The following is a 23,847-nucleotide window of genomic DNA, read 5'->3' as shown; positions in this document are numbered from 1 at the left end:
GATTAACGGGTTCCGTAAACCACGATGGTTTTACCGTGGGCGGAGATCAGGTTCTGATCTTCCAGCATTTTCAGGATACGGCCCACTGTTTCACGGGAGCAACCGACGATCTGACCAATTTCCTGGCGGGTAATTTTAATTTGCATGCCGTCAGGGTGGGTCATAGCGTCTGGCTGTTTCGCCAGGTTCAGCAGGGTCTGCGCGATACGGCCGGTCACGTCCAGGAAGGCGAGGTTACCCACTTTCTCTGATGTCACCTGCAGACGGCGAGCCATCTGCGAAGAAAGACGCATCAGGATGTCAGGGTTAACCTGAATCAACTGACGGAATTTCTTGTAGGAAATTTCAGCCACTTCACATGCTGTCTTTGCACGAACCCAGGCGCTACGTTCCTGGCCTTCTTCAAACAGGCCCAGTTCACCGATAAAATCGCCCTGGTTCAGATAAGAAAGGATCATCTCTTTCCCTTCTTCATCTTTGATCAGCACTGCCACCGAGCCTTTGACTATGTAATACAACGTTTCCGCTTTTTCACCCTGGTGAATCAGCGTGCTCTTCGATGGGTACTTATGAATGTGGCAATGAGACAAGAACCATTCGAGAGTCGGGTCTGTTTGCGGTTTGCCAAGCACCATGCGCTGTTATCCTCTGTTATAAGCTGTCACCAGAGTCATAAGATGCATCCGGACTCTGGGGTTGCAATCGAATTCTTACCCATACCTGGGAAGTCGGCTGTCGTAACGTTTCGCAGCCAGTAAAGTTTGATGTCCTCTGCATACATGTGTAACGTCAATGTATTACTGTAGCATCCAGAGTGTTTTAGCATAGCTTTCGCCGCGTGTCTCCTGGTGTCTCGCTTCAGCATGACGCAGGTCGCCTTCCATTGCGAGAAATGTAACGCACGCGTAATCTGTCACCAAAAATGCAACGTTGGAGCTAATGAATATGCAAGCGCGCGTGAAATGGGTAGAAGGTTTAACGTTCCTGGGCGAGTCCTCGTCGGGACACCAGATTTTGATGGACGGTAACTCCGGCGATAAAGCACCCAGCCCAATGGAAATGGTGCTGATGGCGGCAGGGGGATGCAGCGCGATTGACGTGGTGTCGATTCTGCAAAAGGGCCGTCATGATGTGACCGACTGTGAAGTCAAGCTCACATCAGAACGTCGCGAAGAGGCGCCACGCCTGTTCACGCACATTAACCTGCATTTTGTTGTCACCGGGAAAGCGCTGAAAGATGCTGCCGTCTCACGCGCGGTGGATCTGTCTGCGGAAAAATACTGCTCTGTGGCATTAATGCTGGAGAAAGCGGTAAAAATTACCCATTCGTATGAAGTGATCGAGGCGTGATTGATGGGGCATCGCGCGTGTTGATGCCCTCACCCTAACCCTCTCCCACCGGGAGAGGGAATATGATTATGCGATCTGTTTCCCTTCCATCAACCGCTGCACCAGCGGCGTCATGATCAGCTCCATCGCAAGCCCCATTTTTCCGCCGGGCACCACTAACGTATTCATGTGAGAAATAAACGAGCCCTGCAGCATCGCCAGCAGCCAGGGGTAATCGATGCCGTCGAGATTGCGGAAATGGATCACCACAAAGCTCTCATCCAGCGACGGGATACTTTTGGCCGCGAACGGGTTGGAGGTGTCCACCGTCGGCACACGCTGGAAGTTGATGTGGGTGCGGGAAAACTGTGGTGTCAGATAATTGATGTAATCTTCCATTGAGCGCACGACCGAATCCATCACCGCCTCGCGTGAATGGCCGCGCTCGCTGATGTCTCGCGTCAGCTTCTGGATCCACTCCAGGTTAACGATTGGCACCACGCCGACCAGCAGATCCACATGTCGCGCCACGTCGTGATGCGGCGTCACCACGCCGCCGTGCAATCCTTCGTAAAACAGCACGTCGGTAGGTTCCGGCAGCGGCTGCCAGGGGGTAAAGGTGCCCGGGACCTGATTCCAGGGAACGGCTTCGTCGTAGGTATGCAAATATTTGCGGGACTGCCCTTTGCCGCTTAGGCCGTACTCCTGAAACGTTTGCTCCAGCAGGCCGAAGTCATTGGCCTCCGGGCCGAAGTAGCTGATGTGTTTGCCCAAATCACGCGCTTTGCGGATGGCCATGTCCATCTCCGGGCGCGTATAGCGGTGAAAGCTGTCGCCTTCGACCTCCGCCGCGCGGAGATTCAACTGGGCGAAAATCTTGCGAAACGCGAGGCTGGTGGTGGTGGTTCCCGCACCACTCGACCCCGTAACGGCAATAACCGGATGTCTGGCAGACATAGCAACTCCCTGACTGGAAAGGTTGAAAGATCAGCCGTGAAACGCGTTGCGGGGCATGATATTGACCGTCTCATGCAGTTCAGACCACACCAGCACCACGTCGCCGCTTTTAAGCTGGCGTTTAACATCGTTGACCTTTTGCTCAAGCGAGCGTTCATGTTCACCATAATCGGTGCCTTCACGCAAGACAAAGCTTTCAATCAGATTATCGAGCGTTTCGGGCGCCAGATCCTGCCAGGGGATAATCATGTTGCACCGTCCAGGTAAGGGGTTAACCAGTCAGGAATGCGCGTCTCCAGCCACATTTTCGGGCGACGCAGCGTTCCGCCGACAAACCCCACATGACCGCCGTGCTCGGTCAGCTGATAGTGGACGTTGTCGGGCAGAAATTCCTGTGCAGGGATGGAGTGATGATCCATAAACGGGTCATCTTTCGCGTGAATGATCAGCGTCGGCTGAGTGATCTTGCTGAGCAGCGGCATGGCGCTGCACTGACGATAGTAGTCAATGGCATCGGCGAACCCATGAATTTTGGCGGTGATCAGGTCGTCGAACTCACGAATGCGGCGGACCTTTTTCAACTGTCGCAGGCTTACTGGCAGGGTATCCGGATAGGCCTTCAGCTTGCGCGCTGCATTGGCTTTTAGCAGGTTGAGCAGATAGCGCTGATAGACCCGGGAAAAGCCTTTCTCCATGTGGTAACTGCACTGTTCCAGCATGAAGGGGGCAGAGACAATCACCGCGGCATTCAGCGGTACCGCGTCTCCCTCTTTGGCCAGCAGACAGGCCAGCATATTTCCGCCGAGCGAATAGCCCACCGCCGCCGTCGGCACGGTGCCGAAATTATTCCGCAGCCAGTGCAAAAACCAGGTGCCATCTTCGGTTTCGCCGGAGTGATAGATGCGTTTCTGACGATTCGGCTCGCCGCTGCATCCCCGAAAATGCATCACCACGCCCAGCCAGCCGCGCGCTTTTGCCGCCTGGATTAACCCATGGGCATACGGGCTGTGCAGGCTGCCTTCCAGACCGTGAAACACCACCAGGCGGGGTTTATGGCGCGCCTGTTCGGGATCTTCGCTCCAGGCGAGATCCAGAAAATCACCGTCCGGCAAATCCAGCCGCTGCCAGTGCGGAGTGAACTGCACCTTGCGCCGGATCAGGCGCGGCAGCATGGTCTGCAGGTGGCAGTTGGCCACGCCGCGCATGGGCACGAAATCAGTGCTGTCTTCGGCGGTGAGGTCGAAGTCTGAGGGAATGATTTGGGTCATAAGGGCGATGCTGATTCTTGTCAGAAATTTACTATACCTTCCGAATTGTACCCCGTTTAGCCTGGTTTTCCGAAGCATGAACTGATCCCGATCACAAATATTTACCTTGATTATTACTCTCAGGCTAATGATTCCACTCTACGCTTAATTGATGCCTTTTCCGCCAGGGTGCAGACTTTACTCAGCGTTAAGCAAATCAAAATGATGTGCTGAATCAGGAGGTTAATAATGTTATCTGGGCAAATACCCACCCGGCAATGGAACACCCGACGCAGCGAAAAAGCGCGTCGTCTGGCCTCCGTACCGGTGCAGGGCAAGGTTCTGCCAACCGGCGACCTTGTCGCCATGCTGGAAAAGCTGATCGCGCCAGGCGATAAGGTCGTTCTGGAAGGCAACAACCAGAAGCAGGCGGATTTTCTTTCCCGCTCGCTGGCCGAAGTAAACCCGCAAATTGTGCATGACCTGCACATGATCATGCCAAGCGTTGGCCGCAGTGAACATCTGGATATCTTTGAGAAGGGCATTGCCCGTAAGCTGGACTTCTCCTTCTCCGGCACACAGAGCCTGCGCATCTCCCAGCTGCTGGAGGATGGTCAACTCGAAATCGGTGCTATTCATACCTATATCGAACTGTATTCGCGTCTTTACGTCGACCTTTCACCAAACGTGGCGCTGATCGCCGGGTTTAAAGCAGACCGCAAAGGCAATCTCTACACCGGGGCAAGTACCGAAGATACCCCGGCGCTGGTGGAGGCCGCCGCGTTCCACGATGGCATCGTCATCGCACAGGTTAACGAGCTGGTGGACGACGAATGCGACCTGCCGCGCGTTGATATCCCAGGCTCCTGGATTGACTACGTAGTGGTGGCCGACAAGCCATTCTTTATCGAACCGCTGTTTACCCGCGACCCGCGCCTGATCAAACAGGAACATATCCTGATGGCGATGATGGCCATCAAAGGCATCTACGCTGAACATCAGGTGCAGTCTCTGAACCACGGGATCGGTTTTAACACCGCGGCAATTGAGCTGCTGCTGCCCACTTACGGTGAACAGCTCGGCCTGAAGGGCAAAATCTGTAAACACTGGACGCTGAACCCGCATCCGACGCTGATCCCGGCAATTGAAAGCGGCTGGGTGGAGAGCGTGCACTGCTTCGGCGGCGAACTGGGGATGGAAGAGTACATCCGCGCCCGTCCGGACGTGTTCTTCACCGGTGCTGACGGCTCCATGCGCTCCAACCGCGCCTTCTGCCAGCTGGCGGGCCAGTACGCGGTGGATATGTTTATCGGCTCAACCCTGCAGGTGGATGGTTACGCCAACTCCTCAACGGTGACCCGCGGGCGTCTCTCCGGCTTCGGCGGCGCGCCGAACATGGGCCATGATCCACACGGCCGTCGCCACGCCACTCCGGCCTGGCTGAACATGATCACCGAACCCGACCCGATGCAACGCGGTAAAAAACTGGTCGTGCAGATGGTGGAAACCTTCCAGGCGGGCGTGAAGCCCACCTTCGTGGAAAAACTGGACGCCGTTGACGTGGCGAAAGCCTCCGGCATGCCGCTGGCACCGGTGATGATTTACGGCGATGACGTCACCCACGTGCTGACGGAAGAGGGGATTGCCTACCTCTACCGGGCAAAAGATCTGGAAGAGCGTCGCGCCATGGTCGCGGCCGTGGCCGGTATCACCGATATCGGTCTGGGCGTGGATGCAAGACGCGTGGCGGAACTGCGCCAGAGCGGCAAGGTCGTGTACCCGGAAGACATGGGGATTCGCCGTACCGATGCCACCCGCTCTCTGCTGGCGGCGGGCAGCGTGGCTGACCTCGTTGAGTGGTCCGGCGGTCTCTACAACCCACCTGCGAAATTCCGGAGCTGGTAATGACACTTCTGCCCCAGATTCAGGTTGAAGGCGGTGCCGAATGGCTGGCGCGAACCGCCACGCAGTGTCTGATTGACGAAGCACGCTTAAGCCCGAAACCCGGTCTGGTGGACAGTCGGGGGAACGGCGCGCACCACGATTTATCGCTTGCGCTGATGGAGCGCTCTGCGCACAGCCTGACCTCCACGTTTCAGGCGCTGGCGCAGCAGAGCTGGCAGCGTCCGGCGGATATTGCCCTACGGCAAACCGTTGGCCGCCTTGGCCGTGAAGGCGAACGGCAGATGATGATCGCCACCGACGGCGTGAATACGCACCGTGGCGCAATCTGGGCGCTGGGACTGCTGGTGAGCGCGGTGGCGATGCTGGGCGGCGATGCCCGCGCGCAAACCGTCGCTAACACCGCCGCACAGCTGGCGAAACTCCCGGACGACGCGGCACCGAAGGTGTTCAGTAAGGGGTTACGCGCCACGCACCGCTACCGCGTACCGGGCGCGCGTGAAGAGGCTCAGCAGGCGTTTCCGCACATCATGCAGCGCGCGCTGCCGCAGCTTCGCCTGAGCCGCCTCAACGGCAGCAGCGAAACAAACGCCAGACTCGACGCGTTGATGGCAATCATGACCTCGCTCACCGATACCTGCGTGCTGTCGCGCGCTGGAATGGAGGGGCTGGACGCCATGCAGAACGGCGCCCGGGCGGTATTGAACGCCGGAGGATGCGCAACGCTCGCGGGGCAGCAGGCGCTGGCGCGGTTAGATCGCCAGATGCTGACGCTCAATGCCTCACCGGGCGGTGCCGCCGACCTGCTTGCCGCCACGCTGTTTCTTGACCGTGTCGAAACGCCCTATTCAAAGCATTAAGAGGATGTTATGGAAAAAATCACATTGACCATGCCAGCCAGCCGCACGTTAAGCGGCCGGGCGCTGGCAGGGGTAGTTGGATCCGGGGATATGGAGGTGCTGTTCACCGCCGAACCGGGCCAGACCTTAACCATTGATATCACCACCTCCGTCGACAACAGCCGGGGACGCTGGGAGGCGTTATTCAGCCGCCTGGAGACCGTCAGCAGTCTGCCCGCAGGCAAACTGACCATCCACGACTTTGGCGCGACGCCGGGCGTGGCGCGCATTCGTATCGAACAGGTTTTTGAAGGGGTGAGCCATGCGTGATGACAGCAGCTTTATCGAATTAAAAGCGCGCCAGCGTGCGCAGGCGTTGCTCGACGAGGGCAGCTACCGCGAACTGCTGGATCCGTTTGCAGGCATTATCTCTCCGTGGCTTGGGCCACAGGGCATTGTGCCGCAGGCCGATGATGGCATGGTGGTCGCGAAAGGGACTATCAACGGCCAGCCTGCGGTCGTCGTGGCGATTGAAGGCGCGTTCCAGGGCGGCAGCATGGGCGAGGTCTCCGGCGCGAAAATGGCAGCAGCTCTGGAGCTGGCGGCGGAAGATAACCGTAACGGCATTCCGACTCAGGCGGTGCTGTGCCTCGAAACCGGCGGCGTACGCCTGCAGGAAGCCAACCTCGGCCTGGCGGCGATTGCTGATATCCACGCGGCGATTGTTGACCTGCGTCGCTACACGCCCGTTATCGGGATTGTGGCCGGGACCGTGGGCTGCTTCGGCGGCATGTCCATCGCGGCGGCGCTTTGCAGCTACCTGATTGTGACCCGCGAAGCACGTCTGGGGTTAAACGGCCCGCAGGTTATTGAGCAGGAAGCGGGCATTGAAGAGTACGACTCCCGTGACCGTCCGTTTATCTGGAGCATGACCGGCGGCGAGGTGCGCTATCAGAGCGGGCTGGTGGACGCGCTGGTCGGCGATGGCGTGAATGCGGTGAAAGCCGCGATGAACGAGGCCATCGCCAAAGGCGTACCGGCAAAACATCGCACCGATAACTACGACGATTACCTGTACCGCCTGACCAATTTCGACACCCGCAAACAGGCCGATGCCGAACAGATTAACGCGCTTTTTGCCCGGGAGGTGAAATGATGAGTAACGCAATGAGCCGTGGCGAACGCTGGCTGGAAACCCTCGCCCCGAACGCCAAACGTATTGAGGGGCTGTGCCCGTCCGTGCAGGCGGCAGACGGCGAGCTGAACGGTGAAACGGTGCGTTTTATCGCCGTAATGCCGGATGCCAACAACCACTTCCCGCGCGCGGCGAAAGGGGAAGTCGGCCTGCTTGAAGGCTGGACGCTGGCGAAAGTGGTCAGCAAAACCGTCGCGGCAGATGCTGATAAAGCCGTTAAGCGCCCGATTGTGGCGGTGATCGACGTCCCAAGCCAGGCTTATGGCCGTCGCGAAGAGGCGTTTGGTATCCACCAGGCGCTGGCAGGCGCTGCGGCCGCCTACGCCAACGCGCGCCTGGCGGGTCATGCGGTGATTGGCCTGATTGTGGGTAAAGCCATGTCCGGCGCGTTTCTGGCGCATGGTTACCAGGCCAACCGACTGATTGCTTTTAACGATAAAGGCGTGCTCATCCATGCCATGGGGAAAGCGTCTGCCGCGCGGATCACCCTGCGCAGCGTGGAGGCGCTGGAAAAACTGGCCGCCACTATTCCACCTATGGCGTATGACATCAGCAACTACGCCACGCTGGGGCTGCTCTCCAGCTTGCTGGATATCAGCAACCCGGATGCCCCATCCGATAGCGACCTGACGCTGGTGAAAACCACCCTGCAACAGGCCATCAGTGACGCTCGTCAGGATCCGACGCTGAAAAGCCGTCTGGGTGCTGACAATCGCCGCAGCTCGGCGCTCGTACGCGAACGTATGCGCGCCAGCTGGTAAGTAAAAAGAGACCTGCCAGATGCACAACCTCACGGGCGTATCCGTTACGCCCGTGCGGGAAACTGCATCCTGAAAATAATAATCATCGCGCCAGTGCTACTTCTTTTTAATCACAGGTGATTTATGACTTACGTAATTGTTCATGCTCTCGCACCGATTTTCGTCATCATGCTGCTGGGATTCTGGGCCGGTAAGGCAAAGATGGTCGATAACAAAAATGTTTCCCTGCTCAATATCTTCGTCATGGATTTTGCGCTGCCTGCCGCGCTGTTCAGCGCGACCGTGCAAACCCCGTGGACCGGTATCGTGGCGCAGTCGCCGCTGATCCTGGTACTGACTCTGGCGATGTGGATCACCTACGCAGCCATCTATTTCCTTGCCACGAAGGTCTTTAAAAAATCCCCTCAGGATGCGGCCGTGCTGACGCTCACCGTCGCGCTGCCAAACTATGCGGCGCTTGGTCTGCCGATTCTGGGCAGCGTGCTGGGTGAAGGATCTACCACGTCTCTGTCTGTGGCGGTCTCTATTGCCTGCGGGTCCGTGCTGATGACGCCGTTCTGTCTGCTGATCCTGGAGCGGGAAAAAGCGCGCGCTGAGGGCAATACCTCCGGCTCAACCCTCTCTATGCTGCCGGTGCTGATGTGGCGATCCATTAAAAAACCGATCGTGATGGGGCCTCTGCTGGGTGTGATTTTATCCGCCATCGGCATCAAAATGCCGGAACTGGTCCTCTCTGCAATTAAACCGTTGGGGCTGTCCGCCACCGCTGCGGCGCTGTTCCTGACCGGGGTGATCCTCTCTGCCCGTAAGCTGCAGATCAACACCATGGTGATCACTTCCACCATCGCTAAGCTGCTGATCCAGCCAGCCATTGCCTGGGGTATCGTTTTAATCTTCGGTCTGCACGGCTCCGTGGCGATCACCGCCATTCTGATGATTGCACTGTCTGCGGGCTTCTTCGGGGTCGTGTTTGGTAACCGCTTTGGCGTGCAGTCACCGGATGCAGAAGCGGTACTGCTGTTAAGCTCAGTCCTGTGTATCCTGTCGCTGCCGCTGTTTATCTCGCTGACTTCAGGAATGTAATCATGACCACAACATTACGCCCCCACGACCTCATCTGGCTTACCTCGCGCGACGCGCTGGAAGGTATTACTGAAACCTGGGTGGATGCCGCCTGGCATACCGGCCTGCCGGTGGTGGTGCGGCGTGATGTTGATAACGATGGCCGAATCCCCGTTGGCGTGCGCGGACTGCGCCGCGACCAGCGGGCGGCTGGATGGGTGAAGCCCGGGAATGTGTTACGCGTGGTGTCACCTGAAGAGCTGTGCGTCACCGCCGATCTGCTGCGTTCGCCGTTTGTCACCCAGCCACCGGTTCAGGTGGCGTTACAGCTTGCGCAGCAGTCGTGGCCTTGGACATGGGGCATAACCGGCAGCACCGGCTATGCGCTGGCGACCGGCATTCCGGTGATCCATGCCGACAGCGATCTTGATCTGCTGATCCGCGCCCCGCAGCCGATATCACCCGACGCGTTTACCGCCTGGCAGTCGCAGTTGAGTGGTGCGCTGTGCCGGGCTGATACCCAGGTAGATACGCCAGAGGGCGGATTCGCGCTGGCGGAGTGGCTGCGCGATGGCAAAACGCTGCTGAAAACCCGCCGTGGGCCACGCCTGGTGGCAGACCCATGGCGCAGGGAGGAGTGATGAAAATACTGTTTACCTTTCCGGGGCAGGGTACGCAGCATGAAGGTATGCTGCAAAACCTGCCGGGAACGGAACTGGCTCAGGCGCGTGAGGTGCTGGGTGCCGAAGTTGATACGCTGGACAGTGCCGCCTCGTTAACCCATACCCGTGCGGTTCAGCTTTCTCTGCTGATTGCTGGCGTGTCCTGGGCGCGCGAGCTGGAGCGACGTGACGTGTCGCCTGACATCGTCAGCGGTTTATCGATTGGCGCTTATCCCGCGGCAGTAGTGGCAGGGGCGCTGGAATTTACGGACGCCCTTAAGCTGGTGGCGCTGCGTGGCGATCTGATGGAACAGGCCTGGCCCCACGGCTACGGCCTGACGGCCATCATGGGCTTAACCCTGCCGCAGGTGGAACAGCTTATCGAGGGTAGCGGAACGTATATTGCTAACCTGAATGCCGAAACGCAGATCGTCATTGCCGGATCCGATGAAGGGATGGCGCAGGTGGCAAAACGCGCCCTGGAAAAGGGGGCGAGCAAAGTGCAAAGGCTGGCAGTCAGCGTGCCATCCCATTGTGAACTGCTGGCGGAGCCGGCACAAAAGCTGGCGGCGGCGTTTGAGTCCGTCACGCTGGCTCGTCCACGCTGTGCGTACCTGAGCGGCAGCACCGGACGCGTGCTCTGGCAGCCGGAGAAAATCGCGGACGATCTTGCCATGAACATGGCGCGCACCGTGCGCTGGCAGGAGGCGGTGATTGCCGCGAATGAACGTGAAGCCCGGCTGGCGATCGAGATGCCGCCCGGCGGGGTACTGACCTGTCTGACACGTCAGGCGGCGTGGGAAGGGGAGACCATATCACTCGAGCGCAGCGGTGTGGATGTGGCGGTGCATCTGGCAGGAAGGCTTCGTGCGTGAATTTTTAGCCCGGTGGCGGCTACGCCTTACCGGGCCTACGGGTTCGGTTGCCTTGTTTTGTATCACACACTTTCCTGCAGGCTGCGCGCATACATCCGCCCTTCGGCGGCTAATGCCCGCAGGCTCGGGTCCTGCTCGCGGTTGCGGGCGAACACAATCGCGATAAGCTGCTGCATCTGGTACGGTTCTGCCAGCTTCAGTAACTGCACCGAATTTTCGTAGACCTTCTTCATCCTGCCCGGCATCAGCGTAAAGCCGACGCCCGCCTGAACCAGGCTGAGCATTGAGAAAATGTCATTCACGCGGGTGACGATTTCCGGTTCAAATCCGGCGATATGAAATGCTTCCTGGAACCCCGCATAGGTGGCAAACCCTTCTGCCAGCGAGACAAATTTCTGATCTTTGTAATCGCGTAAATCCGCCAGCCCGCTGGTATTCAGCGTGGCAGAGGCAGGCGCGGCCAGGAAAATGTCATCATGAAACAGGGGCAGGACTTCAAGGCTGTTGCGGTCGATATTGCTTTCGGAAATCGAGATGAGGATCGCGTCCAGCGTACCGTCGTCAAGCATATGCAGCAACGTATCGTTAGAGCCCATCGTCAGATCCATCTCCAGATCCGGGCGACGCAGCTTCATGCCCATGATCAGGCGCGGCACGGTTTCCAGCGTCAGCGAGTAGAGCGTGCCGACGCGCAACCGTCCCTGACCAATACCGGCGACTTTACGGGACTCTTCCAGCCCGCGCTCCATCACCTGCATAACCTCCTGACAATACTCCAGCAGCGTCCAGGCGGACGGAAGGGCAATCAGGTTACGTCCCTTATGGGTAAAGAGCGGACAGCGGACGTTCTCTTCCAGAGTATGCAGTGCACGATGCACGCTGACGCCGCTCAGACCCAGCGTTTCGGCAGTACGCGCGATATTGCCCTTCTCCATAAACGTCATGAAGATGCTGAGCTTACGGAATGTAATGTCGCTCGTGATATCGAAACCCATAACCCTCCCGGCGTGTCAGTCAGCCTGCAGCATCGCTTCCAGCTGTTCCTGGGCATCCAGCCATGCCATTTCGCACTCTTCGAGGCTGGATTTGGTCTTCGCCTGGGTTTGCAGACAGTCGGTCAGCTCCGCTTTACGGCTCTGGTCATACAGTTCGCTGTCGCCCAGCTTCTCTTCAACGGCGGCAAGCGTGGCGTTGAGCTTTTCCATCTCTTTTTCGAGACGGGCAATCTCTTTACGCAGTGGTTGAGTCTGAGTACGCAGTTCAGCTTCACGACGCTTCTGATCTTTACGCGCCTGCGCGCTGTTGGCGTTCTCTTTCGCCGACTCTTCCGGCTGGTTCTCTTGCTTCTGCACGTCCGTCAGCCACTGCTGATAGTCTTCCAGGTCGCCGTCAAACGGCTCGACTTTACCGTCGTGCACCAGATAGAGATCGTCCGTGGTGGAGCGGATCAGGTGACGATCGTGCGAGACCACAACCAGCGCGCCCTCAAACTCAATCAGCGCTTCGGTCAACGCCTGACGCATGTCAAGGTCTAGGTGGTTGGTCGGTTCATCGAGCAGCAGCAGGTTCGGGCGCTGCCAGACGATCAGCGCCAGCACCAGACGCGCTTTTTCGCCGCCGGAGAAACGCTCTGTGTTTTCAGTGACCTTATCACCCTGGAAGCCAAAGCCGCCGAGGTAGTCGCGCAGCTTCTGCTCCATCTCCTGCGGCGCCAGGCGCGCCAGATGCTGGATAGGGGACTCATCCGCGCGTAAAAATTCCAGCTGATGCTGAGCGAAGTAGCCAAGCTTGATGCCTTTCGCCAGACCGATTTCGCCGCTTACCGGGTTAAGCTCGCCCGCCAGCAGTTTGATGAGCGTTGACTTACCGGCACCGTTACGCCCCAGAAGACCAATGCGCGAACCCGGCACCAGGTTGAGTTTGATGGAGTCGAGGATGATGCGATCGCCGTATCCGGCGCTCACTTTTTCCATCTTCAGCAGCGGGTTTGGCAGGCTCTCCGGTTCGCGGAAGCTGAAGTGGAACGGGTTATCCACATGCGCCGGGGCAATCATCTCCATGCGTTCCAGCATCTTGATGCGGCTCTGGGCCTGCTTTGCCTTCGAGGCTTTGGCCTTGAAGCGGTCAACAAAACTCTGCAGATGCGCCACGCGCTGCTGCTGGCTTTCGTACATCGCCTGCTGTTGAGCGAGGCGCGTCGCCCGCTGGCGTTCGAAAGAGCTGTAGTTACCGGTGTACTCGAACATATTTTGCTGTTCGATATGAATGATTTTATCCACCACCGGATCGAGGAAGTCGCGGTCGTGGGAGATCAGAATCAGAGTGCCCTGATAGCTCTTGAGCCACTTCTCCAGCCAAATGACCGCATCGAGATCGAGGTGGTTGGTCGGTTCATCGAGCAACAGCAAATCGGAGCGGCAGATCAGCGCCTGCGCCAGGTTAAGACGCATACGCCAGCCACCGGAGAAGTCGCTGACGGGACGTTCAAGCTGTTCGTTGCTGAACCCCAGGCCGTGGAGCAGGCTGGAGGCGCGGGAGCGAATGGTCCACGCGTCGATGGCGTCCAGCTTGCCGTGGACGGTGGCGATGGCGTGGCCATCGTTGCGCTCGTTGGCGGCGTTCAGTTCCGCTTCCAGCTTACGGTATTCACGATCGCCATCAATAACATAGTCGAGCGCCGGCTCACTCAGGGCGGGCGTCTCCTGGTTTACCCAGGCGAGCTGCCAGTTTCCCGGATAAGTAAAGTTACCGCCATCCGCGCTAATCTCGTTTTTCAGCAGCGCCAGCAGGGTGGATTTACCGCAGCCATTTTTGCCGACCAGACCCACTTTTTGACCTGGATTAATGGTGGCGGTGGCGTTATCCAGCAGGACGCGCACGCCGCGGCGAATTTGTAACGAGGAGAAAACAATCATAGAAGCGCCGTATGTTCCGACTATGTTAATTTGTCATTATGATAATGTAAGGTGTGGGCCATTTTCCGCACCGGGCCGCCATGGTAGCCCAAAACAACGACGATACACAAAAACAGAAACAGAACCGGGAGGGGAGTGATGTCTCAGACAGCAAAAGTGCTGCTGCTGTATGCCCATCCGGAATCTCAGGACTCGGTGGCAAACCGCGTCCTGCTTAAGCCGGCTACTCAGCTCAGTAACGTGACGGTGCACGATCTCTACGCGCACTACCCTGATTTCTTTATCGATATTCCGTACGAGCAGGAATTGCTGCGTCAGCATGATGTGATTGTGTTCCAGCATCCGCTCTATACCTATAGCTGTCCGGCCCTGCTGAAAGAGTGGCTGGATCGGGTGCTGAGCCGGGGGTTTTCCAGCGGGGTGGGGGGCAACCAACTGGCGGGAAAGTACTGGCGTAGTGTGATTACCACCGGTGAGCCGGAGAGCGCCTACCGCTACGATGGCCTTAACCGTTATCCGATGAGCGATATCCTGCGACCGTTTGAACTGACGGCGGCGATGTGCCGTATGCACTGGATGAGCCCGATTATTGTCTACTGGGCACGGCGTCAGGATCCGAAGGCGCTGGCGAGCCACGCCAGAGCGTACGGAGAATGGCTGGCATCACCGATTCCGGCAGGAGGGCGTTAATGGAAGGATCGAATTTACTCCTCGCCGGGGTGCTGTTTTTGTTTGCCGCGGTGGTGGCTGTACCGTTGGCCGCACGGCTCGGTATTGGCGCGGTACTCGGGTATCTGCTGGCGGGGATCGCGATTGGCCCCTGGGGGCTGGGATTCATCAGCGATGTCGATGAAATTCTCCATTTCTCCGAGCTGGGTGTGGTCTTCCTGATGTTCATCATTGGCCTGGAGCTTAATCCGTCAAAGCTGTGGCAACTCCGGCGCTCTATCTTTGGCGTTGGCGCGGCGCAGGTGCTGTTCAGCGCGGCCATTCTGGCCGGATTGCTGATGCTCACTGACTTTTCGTGGCAGGCGGCGACCATCGGCGGTATTGGCCTTGCCATGTCCTCAACGGCGATGGCATTGCAGCTGATGCGGGATAAGGGCATGAACCGCAGTGAGTCGGGGCAACTGGGCTTTTCGGTGCTGCTATTTCAGGATTTAGCGGTGATCCCGGCGTTAGCGCTGGTGCCGCTGTTGGCCGGGCCGGGTGACGATCACTTTGACTGGGCAAAAGTCTCCATGAAGGTGCTGGCTTTTGCGGGCATGCTAATTGGGGGACGTTTTCTGCTGCGGCCGGTGTTCCGCTTTATCGCCGCGTCAGGCGTGCGCGAGGTGTTTACCGCTGCAACGCTGCTGCTGGTATTAGGCTCTGCGCTGTTTATGGACGCGCTGGGGCTGTCGATGGCGCTGGGTACGTTTATCGCCGGGGTGCTGCTCGCCGAGAGCGAATACCGCCACGAACTGGAAATTGCGATCGAACCCTTTAAAGGGCTGCTGTTAGGGCTGTTCTTTATTTCGGTGGGCATGGCGCTCAATCTCGGTGTGCTCTATACCCATCTGCTGTGGGTTATTGTGAGCGTGGCTGTGCTGGTGGCGGTGAAAACGCTGGTGCTGTATGTCCTGGCGCGTATATCCGGGCTGCGCAGTTCGGAACGTATGCAGTTTGCCAGCGTGCTAAGCCAGGGGGGAGAGTTCGCGTTTGTGCTGTTCTCTACGGCATCGTCCCAGAAACTGTTCAAAGACGATCAGATGGCGCTTCTGCTGGTGACGGTCACGCTGTCGATGATGACCACGCCGCTGCTGATGAAGCTGGTGGATAAACTGCTGTCGCGCCGCTTAAACCCGGCTGATGATGAAGACGAAGCCCCGTGGGTGGAAGACGATAAGCCGCAAGTGATTGTGGTGGGGTTTGGCCGCTTCGGGCAGGTGATTGGTCGTCTGCTGATGGCGAACAAAATGCGCATCACGGTGCTCGAGCGGGATATCAGCGCGGTCAACCTGATGCGCAAATATGGTTATAAGGTTTACTACGGCGATGCGACGCAGCTCGAACTGCTGCGATCCGCAGGTGCGGAGGCGGCGGAGTCGATCGTCATAACCTGTAACGATCCGGAAGATACGATGAAGCTGGTCGAACTCTGCCAGCAGCATTTCCCGCATCTGCATATTCTGGCGCGTGCGCGGGGTCGTGTTGAAGCGCACGAACTGTTGCAGGCGGGTGTGAAACACTTCTCGCGTGAGACGTTTTCCAGTGCGCTGGAGCTGGGGCGCAAAGCGTTGATTTCGCTGGGTATGCACCCGCATCAGGCGCAGCGGGCCCAGATGCACTTCCGACGGCTGGATATGCGAATGCTGCGCGAGCTGATGCCCGTACACACGGATACGGCGCAGATTTCCCGCGTGCGGGAAGCGCGTCGCGAGCTGGAGGAGATTTTCCAGCGCGAGATGCAGCAGGAACGACGCCAGCTGGACGGCTGGGACGAATTTGAATAAAGGGTAACCAAATATGGCTGTACGTAAACGCTTTATTGCGGGCGCAAAGTGCCCCTCCTGCCAGGCGCAAGATACTCTGGCAATGTGGCGTGAAAATAATATTGATGTTGTTGAGTGTGTTAAGTGCGGCCACCAGATGCGTGAGGCCGACAAAGAAGCGCGCGATCATGTACGCAAAGAAGAGCAAGTGATCGGCATTTTTCATCCGGACTAGCGATATGCCCTGAGTTTTTTTAAGCTAAAGGGTACACGGGTGCAGATTTCCGCTACAATCTGCGCCAGCAATTTTCCCACGCTCAGGAGATATCATGAAAGTAGCAAAAGACCTGGTGGTCAGCCTGGCCTATCAGGTACGTACAGAAGACGGTGTGTTGGTTGATGAGTCTCCGGTGAGTGCGCCGCTGGACTACCTGCATGGTCACGGTTCCCTGATTTCCGGCCTGGAAAACGCGCTGGAAGGTCATGAAGTTGGCGATAAATTTGACGTTGCTGTAGGCGCGAACGACGCATACGGCCAGTATGACGACAACCTGGTTCAGCGCGTTCCTAAAGACGTGTTCATGGGCGTTGACGAACTGCAGGTTGGCATGCGCTTCCTGGCGGAAACTGACCAGGGCCCGGTTCCGGTTGAAATTACTGAAGTTGAAGACGACCACGTTGTGGTTGATGGCAACCACATGCTGGCTGGCCAGAACCTGAAGTTCAACGTAGAAGTTGTCGCTATCCGTGAAGCAACCGAAGAAGAGCTGGCTCATGGCCACGTTCACGGTGCGCACGGTCACGACCATGACCACGATCACGGCCATGACGGCTGCTGCGGTGGCCACGGCCACGACCATGGTCACGACCACGGTAAAGGTGGTTGCGGTAACGGCGGCTGTGGCTGCCACTAATTCCGTATAACGGAAAATAAAAAAGCGGGATTATCCCGCTTTTTTTCGCCTCAATAGTGAGGTGGTGGCGTCTCTTCAGACTGTGAGGCGATGTTTGACGGCTGCGTAGCCTTCAGCTTTTCCGTCAGCAGGCGCATATGATCCCGCAGTTTCGCCATTTCGAGTTCATGCGCGGTCACGGTCTGGTTAAGCTCTTCGATGGTGATGTCCTGAAAAGCCAGGCGGCTTTCCAGTTCAGCCAGTCTCGCTTCAATCGTTGTGTCCTTCATCATTCACCTCGTCTGTTTCTGATTCGCCATAATGGGCCAGCGGCGGCGAAGTTTAACTGAGTTTGTTCCTTAGTGCAGTATCCATCCCTTTGGCAAGAAACTTATTTAAACAAAAATAGTCTTAAAAGTGGCGAGAATCGGGAGAGTCTGTCTGTAGATTTCTTCCACAACGTTTTATAGTACGTAGCTCATTTACGTTTAATGCTGGGGTGAGAGTCCCCAGGCCCTGGAGATATGGATGAAATCACTGTTTAAAGTAACGCTGCTGGCGACGACGATGGCTGTTGCGCTGAACGCGCCGCTGTCCTTCGCTGCTGATACTGCTGCGAAGCCTGCTGCAACTGCAGACAGCAAAGCGGCGTTCAAAAATGACGACCAGAAATCTGCCTACGCACTGGGCGCATCTCTGGGTCGTTACATGGAAAATTCTCTGAAAGAACAAGAGAAACTGGGCATCAAACTGGACAAAGCTCAGCTGATCGCGGGTGTTCAGGATGCGTTTGCTGATAAGAGCAAACTGTCTGACCAGGAAATTGAACAGACTCTGCAGGCGTTCGAAGCGCGTGTGAAAGGTGCCGCTCAGACGAAGATGGAAGCGGACGCGAAAGACAACGAAGCGAAAGGCAAAGCCTACCGCGATACCTTTGCTAAAGAGAAGGGCGTAAAAACCTCTTCTACCGGTCTGGTATACAAAGTTGAGAAAGAAGGTACCGGTGATGCACCGAAAGACAGCGATACTGTCGTGGTGAACTACAAAGGTACGTTGATCGACGGTAAAGAGTTCGATAACTCCTACACCCGCGGTGAGCCGCTCTCCTTCCGTCTGGATGGTGTGATCCCAGGCTGGACCGAAGGTCTGAAAAACATCAAGAAAGGCGGTAAGATCAAGCTGGTTATCCCACCGGATCTGGCCTATGGCAAAACCGGCGTTCCGGGTATCCCTGCCAACTCTACGCTGGTGTTTGACGTAGAGCTGCTGGATATCAAACCGGCACCGAAAGCCGATGCGAAACCAGAAGCGCAGGCAGATCAAAAAGCTGCCGCAGACGCGAAGAAGTAATGTAATGAAAACCGCCGCCTTTAAGGCGGCGGTTTTTTTTATTGTGGGGCAGATATAATTAACACTGGAAAGTGCCAGGTACGCTGTATTAATTTAGTTGTCCGTGTAGATAATGAGCCTGCCCTGAAAACCTAACGACAGGCTCCTGAAAAGGAGTGTTTTTTTCATGTCCAGGTCGCTTTTAACCAACGAAACCAGTGAACTTGATTTGCTGGATCAACGTCCTTTCGACCAGACCGACTTCGATATTCTGAAATCCTACGAAGCGGTGGTGGACGGGTTAGCGATGCTCATTGGGTCCCACTGCGAAATCGTATTGCACTCCCTGCAAGATCTGAAGTGTTCCGCCATCCGCATTGCTAATGGTGAGCATACTGGCCGTAAAATTGGTTCGCCAATTACCGACCTTGCATTGCGTATGCTGCATGACATGACCGGCGCGGACAGCAGCGTCTCCAAATGCTATTTCACTCGCGCCAAAAGCGGCGTGCTGATGAAATCAGAAACCATTGCTATTCGAAATCGCGAGCATCGTGTGATCGGACTGCTGTGCATCAACATGAACCTTGATGTGCCATTCTCGCAAATCATGAGCACCTTTATTCCGCCTGAAACGCCAGACGTGGGCTCTTCTGTTAACTTTGCCTCTTCAGTTGAGGATCTCGTCACGCAGACGCTGGAGTTCACGATTGAAGAGGTGAATGCCGATCGCAACGTATCGAACAACGCCAAGAACCGTCAGATCGTGCTGAATCTCTATGAAAAAGGCATTTTTGATATCAAAGACGCCATCAATCAGGTGGCTGACCGCCTGAACATTTCCAAACATACGGTCTACCTCTATATTCGCCAGTTCAAAAGCGGTGATTTCCTGGGGCAAGATAAGTAATGCGTTTTGCGTTAATGGTGACAGGCCCGGCGTATGGCACTCAGCAGGCCAGCAGCGCACTGCAATTTGCCCAGGCGCTGCTAAAAGCCGGACATGAACTGGTGAGCGTCTTCTTCTATCGGGAAGGGATCTATAACGCGAACCAGTTTACGTCGCCGGCCAGCGATGAGTTTGATCTGGTGCGCGCCTGGCAGGCGTTAAATGAGACGCAGGGTGTTGAATTGCATATCTGCGTGGCAGCGGCCCTGCGTCGCGGTGTGGCTGATACAACCGAAGCCGCGCGTCTTGGTTTAGCCGGTTCCAACCTGCATCCCGGATTTTCACTAAGTGGTCTGGGCGCGCTGGCGCAGGCTGCGCTCACCTGTGACCGAGTGGTGCAATTCTGATGAAACGCATCGCGTTTGTTTTTACCACTGCCCCGCACGGTAGCGCATCGGGCCGAGAAGGGCTGGATGCGCTGCTCGCGACATCTGCATTGACCGAGGAGATCGGCGTCTTCTTTTTAGGGGACGGGGTGTTTCAGCTTCTGGCGGGCCAGCAACCGCAGGCGATTTTGATGCGGGATTATATCGCCACCTTTAAAGTGTTGCCGCTGTACGACATTGAAACCTTCTATGTGTGTGCCGACTCGCTGGCCGCTCGCGGATTAGATGAGAAGACGCCTTTTGTTCTGGATGTCACGTGCCTGTCTTCTGCTGCGCTGCGCGAACAACTCTCTCACTATGACACTGTTCTGACTTTCTGAGGCTGCCATGCTCCATACCCTGAGCCGCTCACCGTGGCAATGTGATATCGACACGCTACTGAGCATGCTGCGCGAAGGTGATGACCTGCTGCTGATTCAGGATGGCGTACTTGCTGCGCTGGAAGGCAGCCGTTTCGTTGAAATCCTTACAAATGCCCCCATAACTGTCTCTGCGCTAAAGGACGATCTGGATGCGCGGGGTCTTTCTGGTCAAATTTCAGCCAAAATTGACGTGGTTGGCTATACTGATTTCGTCAATCTTACTGTGACGCACGCCAGTCAAATGAACTGGTGATTTGAGATCGCTGTATATTTCTTGACACCTTTTCGACGTAGCCCTAAAATTTCGCGTCCTCATATTGTATGAGGTCGTTTTATTACGTGTTTACGAAGCAAAAGCTAAAACCAGGAGCTATTTAATGGCAACAGTTAACCAGCTGGTACGCAAACCACGTGCACGCAAAGTTGCAAAGAGCAACGTGCCTGCGCTGGAAGCATGCCCGCAGAAACGTGGTGTATGTACTCGTGTGTATACCACCACTCCTAAAAAACCAAACTCCGCACTGCGTAAAGTATGCCGTGTGCGTTTGACTAACGGTTTCGAAGTGACTTCCTACATCGGTGGTGAAGGTCACAACCTGCAGGAGCACTCCGTGATCCTGATCCGTGGCGGTCGTGTTAAAGACCTTCCGGGTGTTCGTTACCACACCGTTCGTGGTGCGCTGGACTGCTCAGGTGTTAAAGACCGTAAGCAGGCTCGCTCCAAGTACGGCGTGAAGCGTCCTAAGGCTTAATGGTTCTCCGTTAAGTAAGGCCAAACTGATTTATCTTAATGTCAAACTAAACTCGTAGAGTTTTGGACAATCCTGAATTAACAACGGAGTATTCCCATGCCACGTCGTCGCGTCATTGGTCAGCGTAAAATTCTTCCAGATCCGAAATTCGGATCAGAACTGCTGGCAAAATTTGTAAATATCCTGATGGTAGATGGTAAAAAATCTACTGCAGAAGCAATCGTATACAGCGCGCTGGAGACCCTGGCTCAGCGTTCTGGTAAAAATGAACTGGAAGCTTTCGAAGTCGCTCTCGACAACGTTCGCCCAACTGTAGAAGTTAAGTCCCGCCGCGTTGGTGGTTCTACTTATCAGGTTCCAGTTGAAGTTCGTCCGGTTCGTCGTAATGCCCTGGCAATGCGTTGGATCGTTGAAGCTGCTCGTAAACGCGGTGATAAATCCATGGCTCTGCGTCTGGCGAACGAACTTTCTGATGCTGCAGAAAACAAAGGTACTGCAGTTAAGAAACGTGAAGACGTTCACCGTATGGCAGAAGCCAACAAGGCGTTCGCACACTACCGTTGGTAATCCCTTCGGAGTATTAGTCACCAGGCGGGCGCTTCAGAGAAGCTGCCCGCTCTGGGTTACTTAACTGAACGCCTAAAGAAACAAACGAGGAATCAAATGGCTCGTACAACACCCATCGCACGCTACCGTAACATCGGTATCAGTGCGCACATCGACGCCGGTAAGACCACTACTACCGAACGTATTCTGTTCTACACCGGTGTAAACCATAAAATCGGTGAAGTTCATGACGGCGCAGCCACCATGGACTGGATGGAACAGGAGCAGGAGCGTGGTATTACTATCACCTCCGCAGCGACTACTGCATTCTGGTCAGGTATGGCTAAGCAGTACGAACCGCATCGCGTAAACATCATCGACACCCCAGGGCACGTTGACTTCACCATCGAAGTAGAACGTTCCATGCGTGTTCTTGACGGCGCGGTAATGGTTTATTGCGCAGTTGGTGGTGTTCAGCCACAGTCTGAAACCGTATGGCGTCAGGCGAACAAATATAAAGTTCCACGCATCGCGTTCGTTAACAAAATGGACCGTATGGGTGCTAACTTCCTGAAAGTTGTTGGTCAGATCAAAACCCGTCTGGGCGCGAACCCTGTTCCGCTGCAGCTGGCAATTGGTGCTGAAGAAGGCTTCACCGGCGTTATCGACCTGGTGAAAATGAAAGCCATCAACTGGAACGATGCAGACCAGGGCGTTACCTTCGAATACGAAGATATCCCGGCTGAGATGCAGGACCTGGCTGACGAATGGCACCAGAACCTGATCGAATCCGCTGCTGAAGCTTCTGAAGAGCTGATGGAGAAATACCTGGGTGGTGAAGAACTGTCTGAAGAAGAGATCAAAAAAGCTCTGCGTCAGCGTGTTCTGAACAACGAAATCATCCTGGTAACCTGTGGTTCTGCGTTCAAGAACAAAGGTGTTCAGGCGATGCTGGATGCGGTAGTTGACTACCTGCCATCCCCGGTTGACGTTCCTGCGATCAACGGCATCCTGGACGACGGTAAAGATACTCCGGCTGAGCGTCACGCAAGCGACGACGAGCCGTTCTCTGCACTGGCGTTCAAAATTGCTACCGACCCATTCGTGGGTAACCTGACCTTCTTCCGCGTTTACTCTGGTGTGGTTAACTCCGGTGACACCATCCTGAACTCCGTGAAAGCGGCGCGTGAACGTTTTGGCCGTATCGTACAGATGCACGCTAACAAACGTGAAGAGATCAAAGAAGTTCGTGCGGGCGACATCGCTGCAGCTATCGGTCTGAAAGACGTGACCACCGGTGACACCCTGTGTGACCCGGATCACCCGATCATTCTGGAGCGTATGGAATTCCCTGAGCCGGTAATCTCCATCGCGGTTGAACCAAAAACCAAAGCTGACCAGGAAAAAATGGGTCTGGCTCTGGGCCGTCTGGCGAAAGAAGACCCATCATTCCGCGTATGGACTGATGAAGAATCTAACCAGACCATCATCGCAGGTATGGGTGAACTGCACCTGGACATCATCGTTGACCGTATGAAGCGCGAGTTCAACGTTGAAGCGAACGTGGGTAAACCTCAGGTTGCTTACCGCGAAGCGATTCGCGCGAAAGTTACCGATATCGAAGGTAAACACGCTAAGCAGTCTGGTGGTCGCGGTCAGTACGGTCACGTTGTGATCGACATGTACCCACTGGAGCCGGGCTCTAACCCGAAAGGTTACGAGTTCATCAACGACATCAAAGGTGGTGTAATTCCTGGCGAATACATCCCTGCCGTTGATAAAGGCATCCAGGAACAGCTGAAAGCGGGCCCTCTGGCTGGCTATCCGGTTGTTGACATGGGTATCCGTCTGCACTTCGGTTCTTACCACGACGTTGACTCCTCTGAACTGGCGTTTAAACTGGCTGCGTCTATTGCCTTTAAAGAAGGCTTTAAGAAAGCAAAACCAGTTCTGCTTGAGCCAATCATGAAGGTTGAAGTAGAAACTCCTGAAGAGAACACCGGTGACGTTATCGGTGACTTGAGCCGTCGTCGCGGTATGCTGCGCGGTCAGGAATCCGAAGTAACTGGCGTTAAGATCCACGCTGAAGTTCCGCTGTCTGAAATGTTCGGATATGCAACTCAGCTGCGTTCTCTGACCAAAGGTCGTGCATCATACACCATGGAATTCCTGAAGTATGATGATGCGCCTAACAACGTTGCTCAGGCCGTTATTGAAGCCCGTGGTAAGTAATCCACAGGATTAAAACCTAAGTCCCGTGCTCTCTCCTGAGGGGAGAGCACTATAGTAAGGAATATAGCCGTGTCTAAAGAAAAATTTGAACGTACAAAACCGCACGTCAACGTTGGTACTATCGGCCACGTTGACCATGGTAAAACTACCCTGACTGCTGCAATCACTACCGTTCTGGCT

At 56.0% G+C, this 23,847-nt stretch carries 29 protein-coding genes; 22 read left to right on the top strand and 7 right to left on the bottom strand.

Translation table 11 applies throughout. From position 1 onward, the window contains the following. Positions 1-2: 2 nt before the first annotated feature. Complete coding sequence (crp, locus tag VF709_RS17905) at positions 3-635, bottom strand: cAMP-activated global transcriptional regulator CRP (protein WP_000242758.1); 633 nt, start codon at positions 633-635, stop codon at positions 3-5. 310 nt (positions 636-945) lie between these two features. On the opposite strand from crp, the gene VF709_RS17900 reads away from it, so the two are divergent. After that, positions 946-1,350: an OsmC family protein gene (locus tag VF709_RS17900; RefSeq protein WP_028027906.1), complete on the top strand. Its 405-nt coding sequence runs from the start codon at positions 946-948 to the stop codon at positions 1,348-1,350. A 66-nt stretch (positions 1,351-1,416) separates the two neighbouring features. Here VF709_RS17900 and VF709_RS17895 read toward each other — a convergent pair whose 3' ends face one another. Genes VF709_RS17895 through VF709_RS17885 form a run of 3 tightly spaced genes read right to left on the bottom strand, consistent with a single transcriptional unit; the run spans position 1,417 to position 3,554 of the window. After that, positions 1,417-2,286, bottom strand: a complete 870-nt coding sequence (locus tag VF709_RS17895) for a phosphoribulokinase (RefSeq protein ID WP_013099054.1) — start codon at positions 2,284-2,286, stop codon at positions 1,417-1,419. A gap of 30 nt (positions 2,287-2,316) precedes the next feature. Then, positions 2,317-2,535 (bottom strand): YheU family protein, encoded by a 219-nt coding sequence (locus tag VF709_RS17890; protein ID WP_013099053.1) that lies wholly within the window; start codon positions 2,533-2,535, stop codon positions 2,317-2,319. Beyond that, the gene (locus VF709_RS17885) at positions 2,532-3,554 is read right to left on the bottom strand and encodes a hydrolase (RefSeq protein ID WP_045295038.1); all 1,023 of its coding nucleotides are present in this window, start codon (positions 3,552-3,554) and stop codon (positions 2,532-2,534) included. Before VF709_RS17885 ends, VF709_RS17890 begins: the two co-directional genes overlap by 4 nt. A 228-nt stretch (positions 3,555-3,782) precedes the next feature. Here VF709_RS17885 and mdcA point away from each other — a divergent pair, with 228 nt between their 5' ends. The 8 genes from mdcA (at position 3,783) to mdcH (ending at position 10,829) form a co-directional block, all read left to right on the top strand. After that, positions 3,783-5,438, top strand: a complete 1,656-nt coding sequence (gene mdcA / locus VF709_RS17880) for a malonate decarboxylase subunit alpha (protein ID WP_013099050.1) — start codon at positions 3,783-3,785, stop codon at positions 5,436-5,438. Continuing rightward, positions 5,438-6,295: a triphosphoribosyl-dephospho-CoA synthase gene (locus tag VF709_RS17875; RefSeq protein ID WP_013099049.1), complete on the top strand. Its 858-nt coding sequence runs from the start codon at positions 5,438-5,440 to the stop codon at positions 6,293-6,295. The genes mdcA and VF709_RS17875 overlap by 1 nt, the downstream gene beginning before the upstream one ends. A 9-nt stretch (positions 6,296-6,304) precedes the next feature. Continuing rightward, a complete protein-coding gene (gene mdcC / locus VF709_RS17870) occupies positions 6,305-6,604 on the top strand; it encodes a malonate decarboxylase acyl carrier protein (RefSeq protein ID WP_029882152.1) in 300 nt (99 codons plus the stop codon). Beyond that, a complete protein-coding gene (locus VF709_RS17865) occupies positions 6,597-7,430 on the top strand; it encodes a biotin-independent malonate decarboxylase subunit beta (RefSeq protein ID WP_149896864.1) in 834 nt (277 codons plus the stop codon). The genes mdcC and VF709_RS17865 overlap by 8 nt, the downstream gene beginning before the upstream one ends. Continuing rightward, positions 7,430-8,230: a biotin-independent malonate decarboxylase subunit gamma gene (gene mdcE, locus VF709_RS17860; protein ID WP_149896867.1), complete on the top strand. Its 801-nt coding sequence runs from the start codon at positions 7,430-7,432 to the stop codon at positions 8,228-8,230. Before VF709_RS17865 ends, mdcE begins: the two co-directional genes overlap by 1 nt. A 123-nt stretch (positions 8,231-8,353) precedes the next feature. Then, positions 8,354-9,313 carry an AEC family transporter gene (locus tag VF709_RS17855; protein WP_029882149.1) on the top strand — a complete coding sequence of 320 codons (960 nt, stop codon included), beginning with the start codon at positions 8,354-8,356 and terminating at the stop codon, positions 9,311-9,313. Between the two features lie 2 nt (positions 9,314-9,315). Continuing rightward, positions 9,316-9,933: a malonate decarboxylase holo-ACP synthase gene (locus VF709_RS17850; protein ID WP_045902121.1), complete on the top strand. Its 618-nt coding sequence runs from the start codon at positions 9,316-9,318 to the stop codon at positions 9,931-9,933. Further along, positions 9,933-10,829 (top strand): malonate decarboxylase subunit epsilon, encoded by an 897-nt coding sequence (mdcH, locus tag VF709_RS17845; RefSeq protein ID WP_149896865.1) that lies wholly within the window; start codon positions 9,933-9,935, stop codon positions 10,827-10,829. The genes VF709_RS17850 and mdcH overlap by 1 nt, the downstream gene beginning before the upstream one ends. Positions 10,830-10,891: 62 nt before the next feature. Here the strand turns inward: mdcH and VF709_RS17840 are convergent, their stop codons facing one another. Then, on the bottom strand, positions 10,892-11,824 hold the full coding sequence (locus VF709_RS17840; protein WP_013099042.1) for a LysR family transcriptional regulator: 933 nt from the start codon (positions 11,822-11,824) through the stop codon (positions 10,892-10,894). A gap of 15 nt (positions 11,825-11,839) precedes the next feature. After that, positions 11,840-13,744: an ABC transporter ATP-binding protein gene (locus tag VF709_RS17835; protein WP_013099041.1), complete on the bottom strand. Its 1,905-nt coding sequence runs from the start codon at positions 13,742-13,744 to the stop codon at positions 11,840-11,842. A 138-nt stretch (positions 13,745-13,882) separates the two neighbouring features. On the opposite strand from VF709_RS17835, the gene kefG reads away from it, so the two are divergent. The 4 genes from kefG to slyD all read left to right on the top strand — a co-directional run bounded on the left by kefG (position 13,883) and on the right by slyD (position 17,132). After that, positions 13,883-14,434, top strand: coding sequence for a glutathione-regulated potassium-efflux system ancillary protein KefG (gene kefG, locus VF709_RS17830; RefSeq protein WP_029882146.1), 552 nt, complete (start codon positions 13,883-13,885; stop codon positions 14,432-14,434). After that, the gene (kefB, locus tag VF709_RS17825) at positions 14,434-16,239 is read left to right on the top strand and encodes a glutathione-regulated potassium-efflux system protein KefB (RefSeq protein ID WP_020690480.1); all 1,806 of its coding nucleotides are present in this window, start codon (positions 14,434-14,436) and stop codon (positions 16,237-16,239) included. The genes kefG and kefB overlap by 1 nt, the downstream gene beginning before the upstream one ends. Positions 16,240-16,252: 13 nt before the next feature. Next, positions 16,253-16,453, top strand: coding sequence for a YheV family putative zinc ribbon protein (locus VF709_RS17820; RefSeq protein WP_013099038.1), 201 nt, complete (start codon positions 16,253-16,255; stop codon positions 16,451-16,453). 94 nt (positions 16,454-16,547) lie between these two features. Continuing rightward, on the top strand, positions 16,548-17,132 hold the full coding sequence (gene slyD / locus VF709_RS17815; protein WP_013099037.1) for a peptidylprolyl isomerase: 585 nt from the start codon (positions 16,548-16,550) through the stop codon (positions 17,130-17,132). 50 nt (positions 17,133-17,182) lie between these two features. Here the strand turns inward: slyD and VF709_RS17810 are convergent, their stop codons facing one another. After that, a complete protein-coding gene (locus VF709_RS17810) occupies positions 17,183-17,401 on the bottom strand; it encodes a protein SlyX (protein ID WP_003861693.1) in 219 nt (72 codons plus the stop codon). Positions 17,402-17,639: 238 nt separating this feature from the next. On the opposite strand from VF709_RS17810, the gene fkpA reads away from it, so the two are divergent. From fkpA to VF709_RS17765, 9 genes are all read left to right on the top strand, one after another. Beyond that, entirely contained in the window at positions 17,640-18,461 is an 822-nt protein-coding gene (gene fkpA, locus VF709_RS17805; protein ID WP_013099036.1) for an FKBP-type peptidyl-prolyl cis-trans isomerase, read from the top strand. A 166-nt stretch (positions 18,462-18,627) separates the two neighbouring features. Further along, complete coding sequence (locus VF709_RS17800; protein WP_003861697.1) at positions 18,628-19,350, top strand: helix-turn-helix transcriptional regulator; 723 nt, start codon at positions 18,628-18,630, stop codon at positions 19,348-19,350. Then, a complete protein-coding gene (tusD, locus tag VF709_RS17795) occupies positions 19,350-19,736 on the top strand; it encodes a sulfurtransferase complex subunit TusD (RefSeq protein WP_038420730.1) in 387 nt (128 codons plus the stop codon). The genes VF709_RS17800 and tusD overlap by 1 nt, the downstream gene beginning before the upstream one ends. Then, positions 19,736-20,095 (top strand): sulfurtransferase complex subunit TusC, encoded by a 360-nt coding sequence (tusC, locus tag VF709_RS17790; RefSeq protein WP_013099034.1) that lies wholly within the window; start codon positions 19,736-19,738, stop codon positions 20,093-20,095. The genes tusD and tusC overlap by 1 nt, the downstream gene beginning before the upstream one ends. Positions 20,096-20,102: 7 nt before the next feature. Next, entirely contained in the window at positions 20,103-20,390 is a 288-nt protein-coding gene (gene tusB, locus VF709_RS17785) for a sulfurtransferase complex subunit TusB (RefSeq protein WP_013099033.1), read from the top strand. A 124-nt stretch (positions 20,391-20,514) separates the two neighbouring features. Continuing rightward, complete coding sequence (rpsL, locus tag VF709_RS17780) at positions 20,515-20,889, top strand: 30S ribosomal protein S12 (protein WP_000246815.1); 375 nt, start codon at positions 20,515-20,517, stop codon at positions 20,887-20,889. A 96-nt stretch (positions 20,890-20,985) separates the two neighbouring features. Next, the gene (gene rpsG / locus VF709_RS17775; RefSeq protein WP_003861706.1) at positions 20,986-21,456 is read left to right on the top strand and encodes a 30S ribosomal protein S7; all 471 of its coding nucleotides are present in this window, start codon (positions 20,986-20,988) and stop codon (positions 21,454-21,456) included. A 96-nt stretch (positions 21,457-21,552) separates the two neighbouring features. Next, on the top strand, positions 21,553-23,667 hold the full coding sequence (fusA, locus tag VF709_RS17770) for an elongation factor G (RefSeq protein WP_029882142.1): 2,115 nt from the start codon (positions 21,553-21,555) through the stop codon (positions 23,665-23,667). Positions 23,668-23,736: 69 nt separating this feature from the next. Beyond that, the coding region (locus tag VF709_RS17765; protein ID WP_001336758.1) for a GTP-binding protein at positions 23,737-23,847 on the top strand (111 nt) is incomplete at its 3' end.

The sequence above is a fragment of the Enterobacter sp. Lyrl_3 genome (assembly GCF_051948675.1).
Taxonomy (GTDB): Bacteria; Pseudomonadota; Gammaproteobacteria; order Enterobacterales; family Enterobacteriaceae; genus Enterobacter; species Enterobacter cloacae.
Note: the sequence above shows the minus strand (reverse complement) of the source record. Positions and strands in the feature narration are given on the sequence as shown.

Bases quoted from the DNA above. Each gene is read 5' to 3' on its own strand.
- mdcC (WP_029882152.1), top strand. From the start codon at position 6,305: ATGGAAAAAATCACATTGACCATGCCAGCCAGCCGCACGTTAAGCGGC.
- kefG (WP_029882146.1), top strand. From the start codon at position 13,883: ATGTCTCAGACAGCAAAAGTGCTGCTGCTGTATGCCCATCCGGAATCT.
- VF709_RS17895 (WP_013099054.1), bottom strand. From the start codon at position 2,286: ATGTCTGCCAGACATCCGGTTATTGCCGTTACGGGGTCGAGTGGTGCG.
- mdcH (WP_149896865.1), top strand. From the start codon at position 9,933: ATGAAAATACTGTTTACCTTTCCGGGGCAGGGTACGCAGCATGAAGGT.
- rpsL (WP_000246815.1), top strand. From the start codon at position 20,515: ATGGCAACAGTTAACCAGCTGGTACGCAAACCACGTGCACGCAAAGTT.
- tusD (WP_038420730.1), top strand. From the start codon at position 19,350: ATGCGTTTTGCGTTAATGGTGACAGGCCCGGCGTATGGCACTCAGCAG.
- VF709_RS17800 (WP_003861697.1), top strand. From the start codon at position 18,628: ATGTCCAGGTCGCTTTTAACCAACGAAACCAGTGAACTTGATTTGCTG.
- VF709_RS17850 (WP_045902121.1), top strand. From the start codon at position 9,316: ATGACCACAACATTACGCCCCCACGACCTCATCTGGCTTACCTCGCGC.
- mdcA (WP_013099050.1), top strand. From the start codon at position 3,783: ATGTTATCTGGGCAAATACCCACCCGGCAATGGAACACCCGACGCAGC.
- kefB (WP_020690480.1), top strand. From the start codon at position 14,434: ATGGAAGGATCGAATTTACTCCTCGCCGGGGTGCTGTTTTTGTTTGCC.
- crp (WP_000242758.1), bottom strand. From the start codon at position 635: ATGGTGCTTGGCAAACCGCAAACAGACCCGACTCTCGAATGGTTCTTG.
- rpsG (WP_003861706.1), top strand. From the start codon at position 20,986: ATGCCACGTCGTCGCGTCATTGGTCAGCGTAAAATTCTTCCAGATCCG.
- tusC (WP_013099034.1), top strand. From the start codon at position 19,736: ATGAAACGCATCGCGTTTGTTTTTACCACTGCCCCGCACGGTAGCGCA.
- VF709_RS17840 (WP_013099042.1), bottom strand. From the start codon at position 11,824: ATGGGTTTCGATATCACGAGCGACATTACATTCCGTAAGCTCAGCATC.
- VF709_RS17820 (WP_013099038.1), top strand. From the start codon at position 16,253: ATGGCTGTACGTAAACGCTTTATTGCGGGCGCAAAGTGCCCCTCCTGC.
- VF709_RS17810 (WP_003861693.1), bottom strand. From the start codon at position 17,401: ATGAAGGACACAACGATTGAAGCGAGACTGGCTGAACTGGAAAGCCGC.
- fusA (WP_029882142.1), top strand. From the start codon at position 21,553: ATGGCTCGTACAACACCCATCGCACGCTACCGTAACATCGGTATCAGT.
- VF709_RS17900 (WP_028027906.1), top strand. From the start codon at position 946: ATGCAAGCGCGCGTGAAATGGGTAGAAGGTTTAACGTTCCTGGGCGAG.
- VF709_RS17855 (WP_029882149.1), top strand. From the start codon at position 8,354: ATGACTTACGTAATTGTTCATGCTCTCGCACCGATTTTCGTCATCATG.
- VF709_RS17885 (WP_045295038.1), bottom strand. From the start codon at position 3,554: ATGACCCAAATCATTCCCTCAGACTTCGACCTCACCGCCGAAGACAGC.
- VF709_RS17865 (WP_149896864.1), top strand. From the start codon at position 6,597: ATGCGTGATGACAGCAGCTTTATCGAATTAAAAGCGCGCCAGCGTGCG.
- VF709_RS17875 (WP_013099049.1), top strand. From the start codon at position 5,438: ATGACACTTCTGCCCCAGATTCAGGTTGAAGGCGGTGCCGAATGGCTG.
- tusB (WP_013099033.1), top strand. From the start codon at position 20,103: ATGCTCCATACCCTGAGCCGCTCACCGTGGCAATGTGATATCGACACG.
- VF709_RS17835 (WP_013099041.1), bottom strand. From the start codon at position 13,744: ATGATTGTTTTCTCCTCGTTACAAATTCGCCGCGGCGTGCGCGTCCTG.
- slyD (WP_013099037.1), top strand. From the start codon at position 16,548: ATGAAAGTAGCAAAAGACCTGGTGGTCAGCCTGGCCTATCAGGTACGT.
- fkpA (WP_013099036.1), top strand. From the start codon at position 17,640: ATGAAATCACTGTTTAAAGTAACGCTGCTGGCGACGACGATGGCTGTT.
- mdcE (WP_149896867.1), top strand. From the start codon at position 7,430: ATGAGTAACGCAATGAGCCGTGGCGAACGCTGGCTGGAAACCCTCGCC.
- VF709_RS17890 (WP_013099053.1), bottom strand. From the start codon at position 2,535: ATGATTATCCCCTGGCAGGATCTGGCGCCCGAAACGCTCGATAATCTG.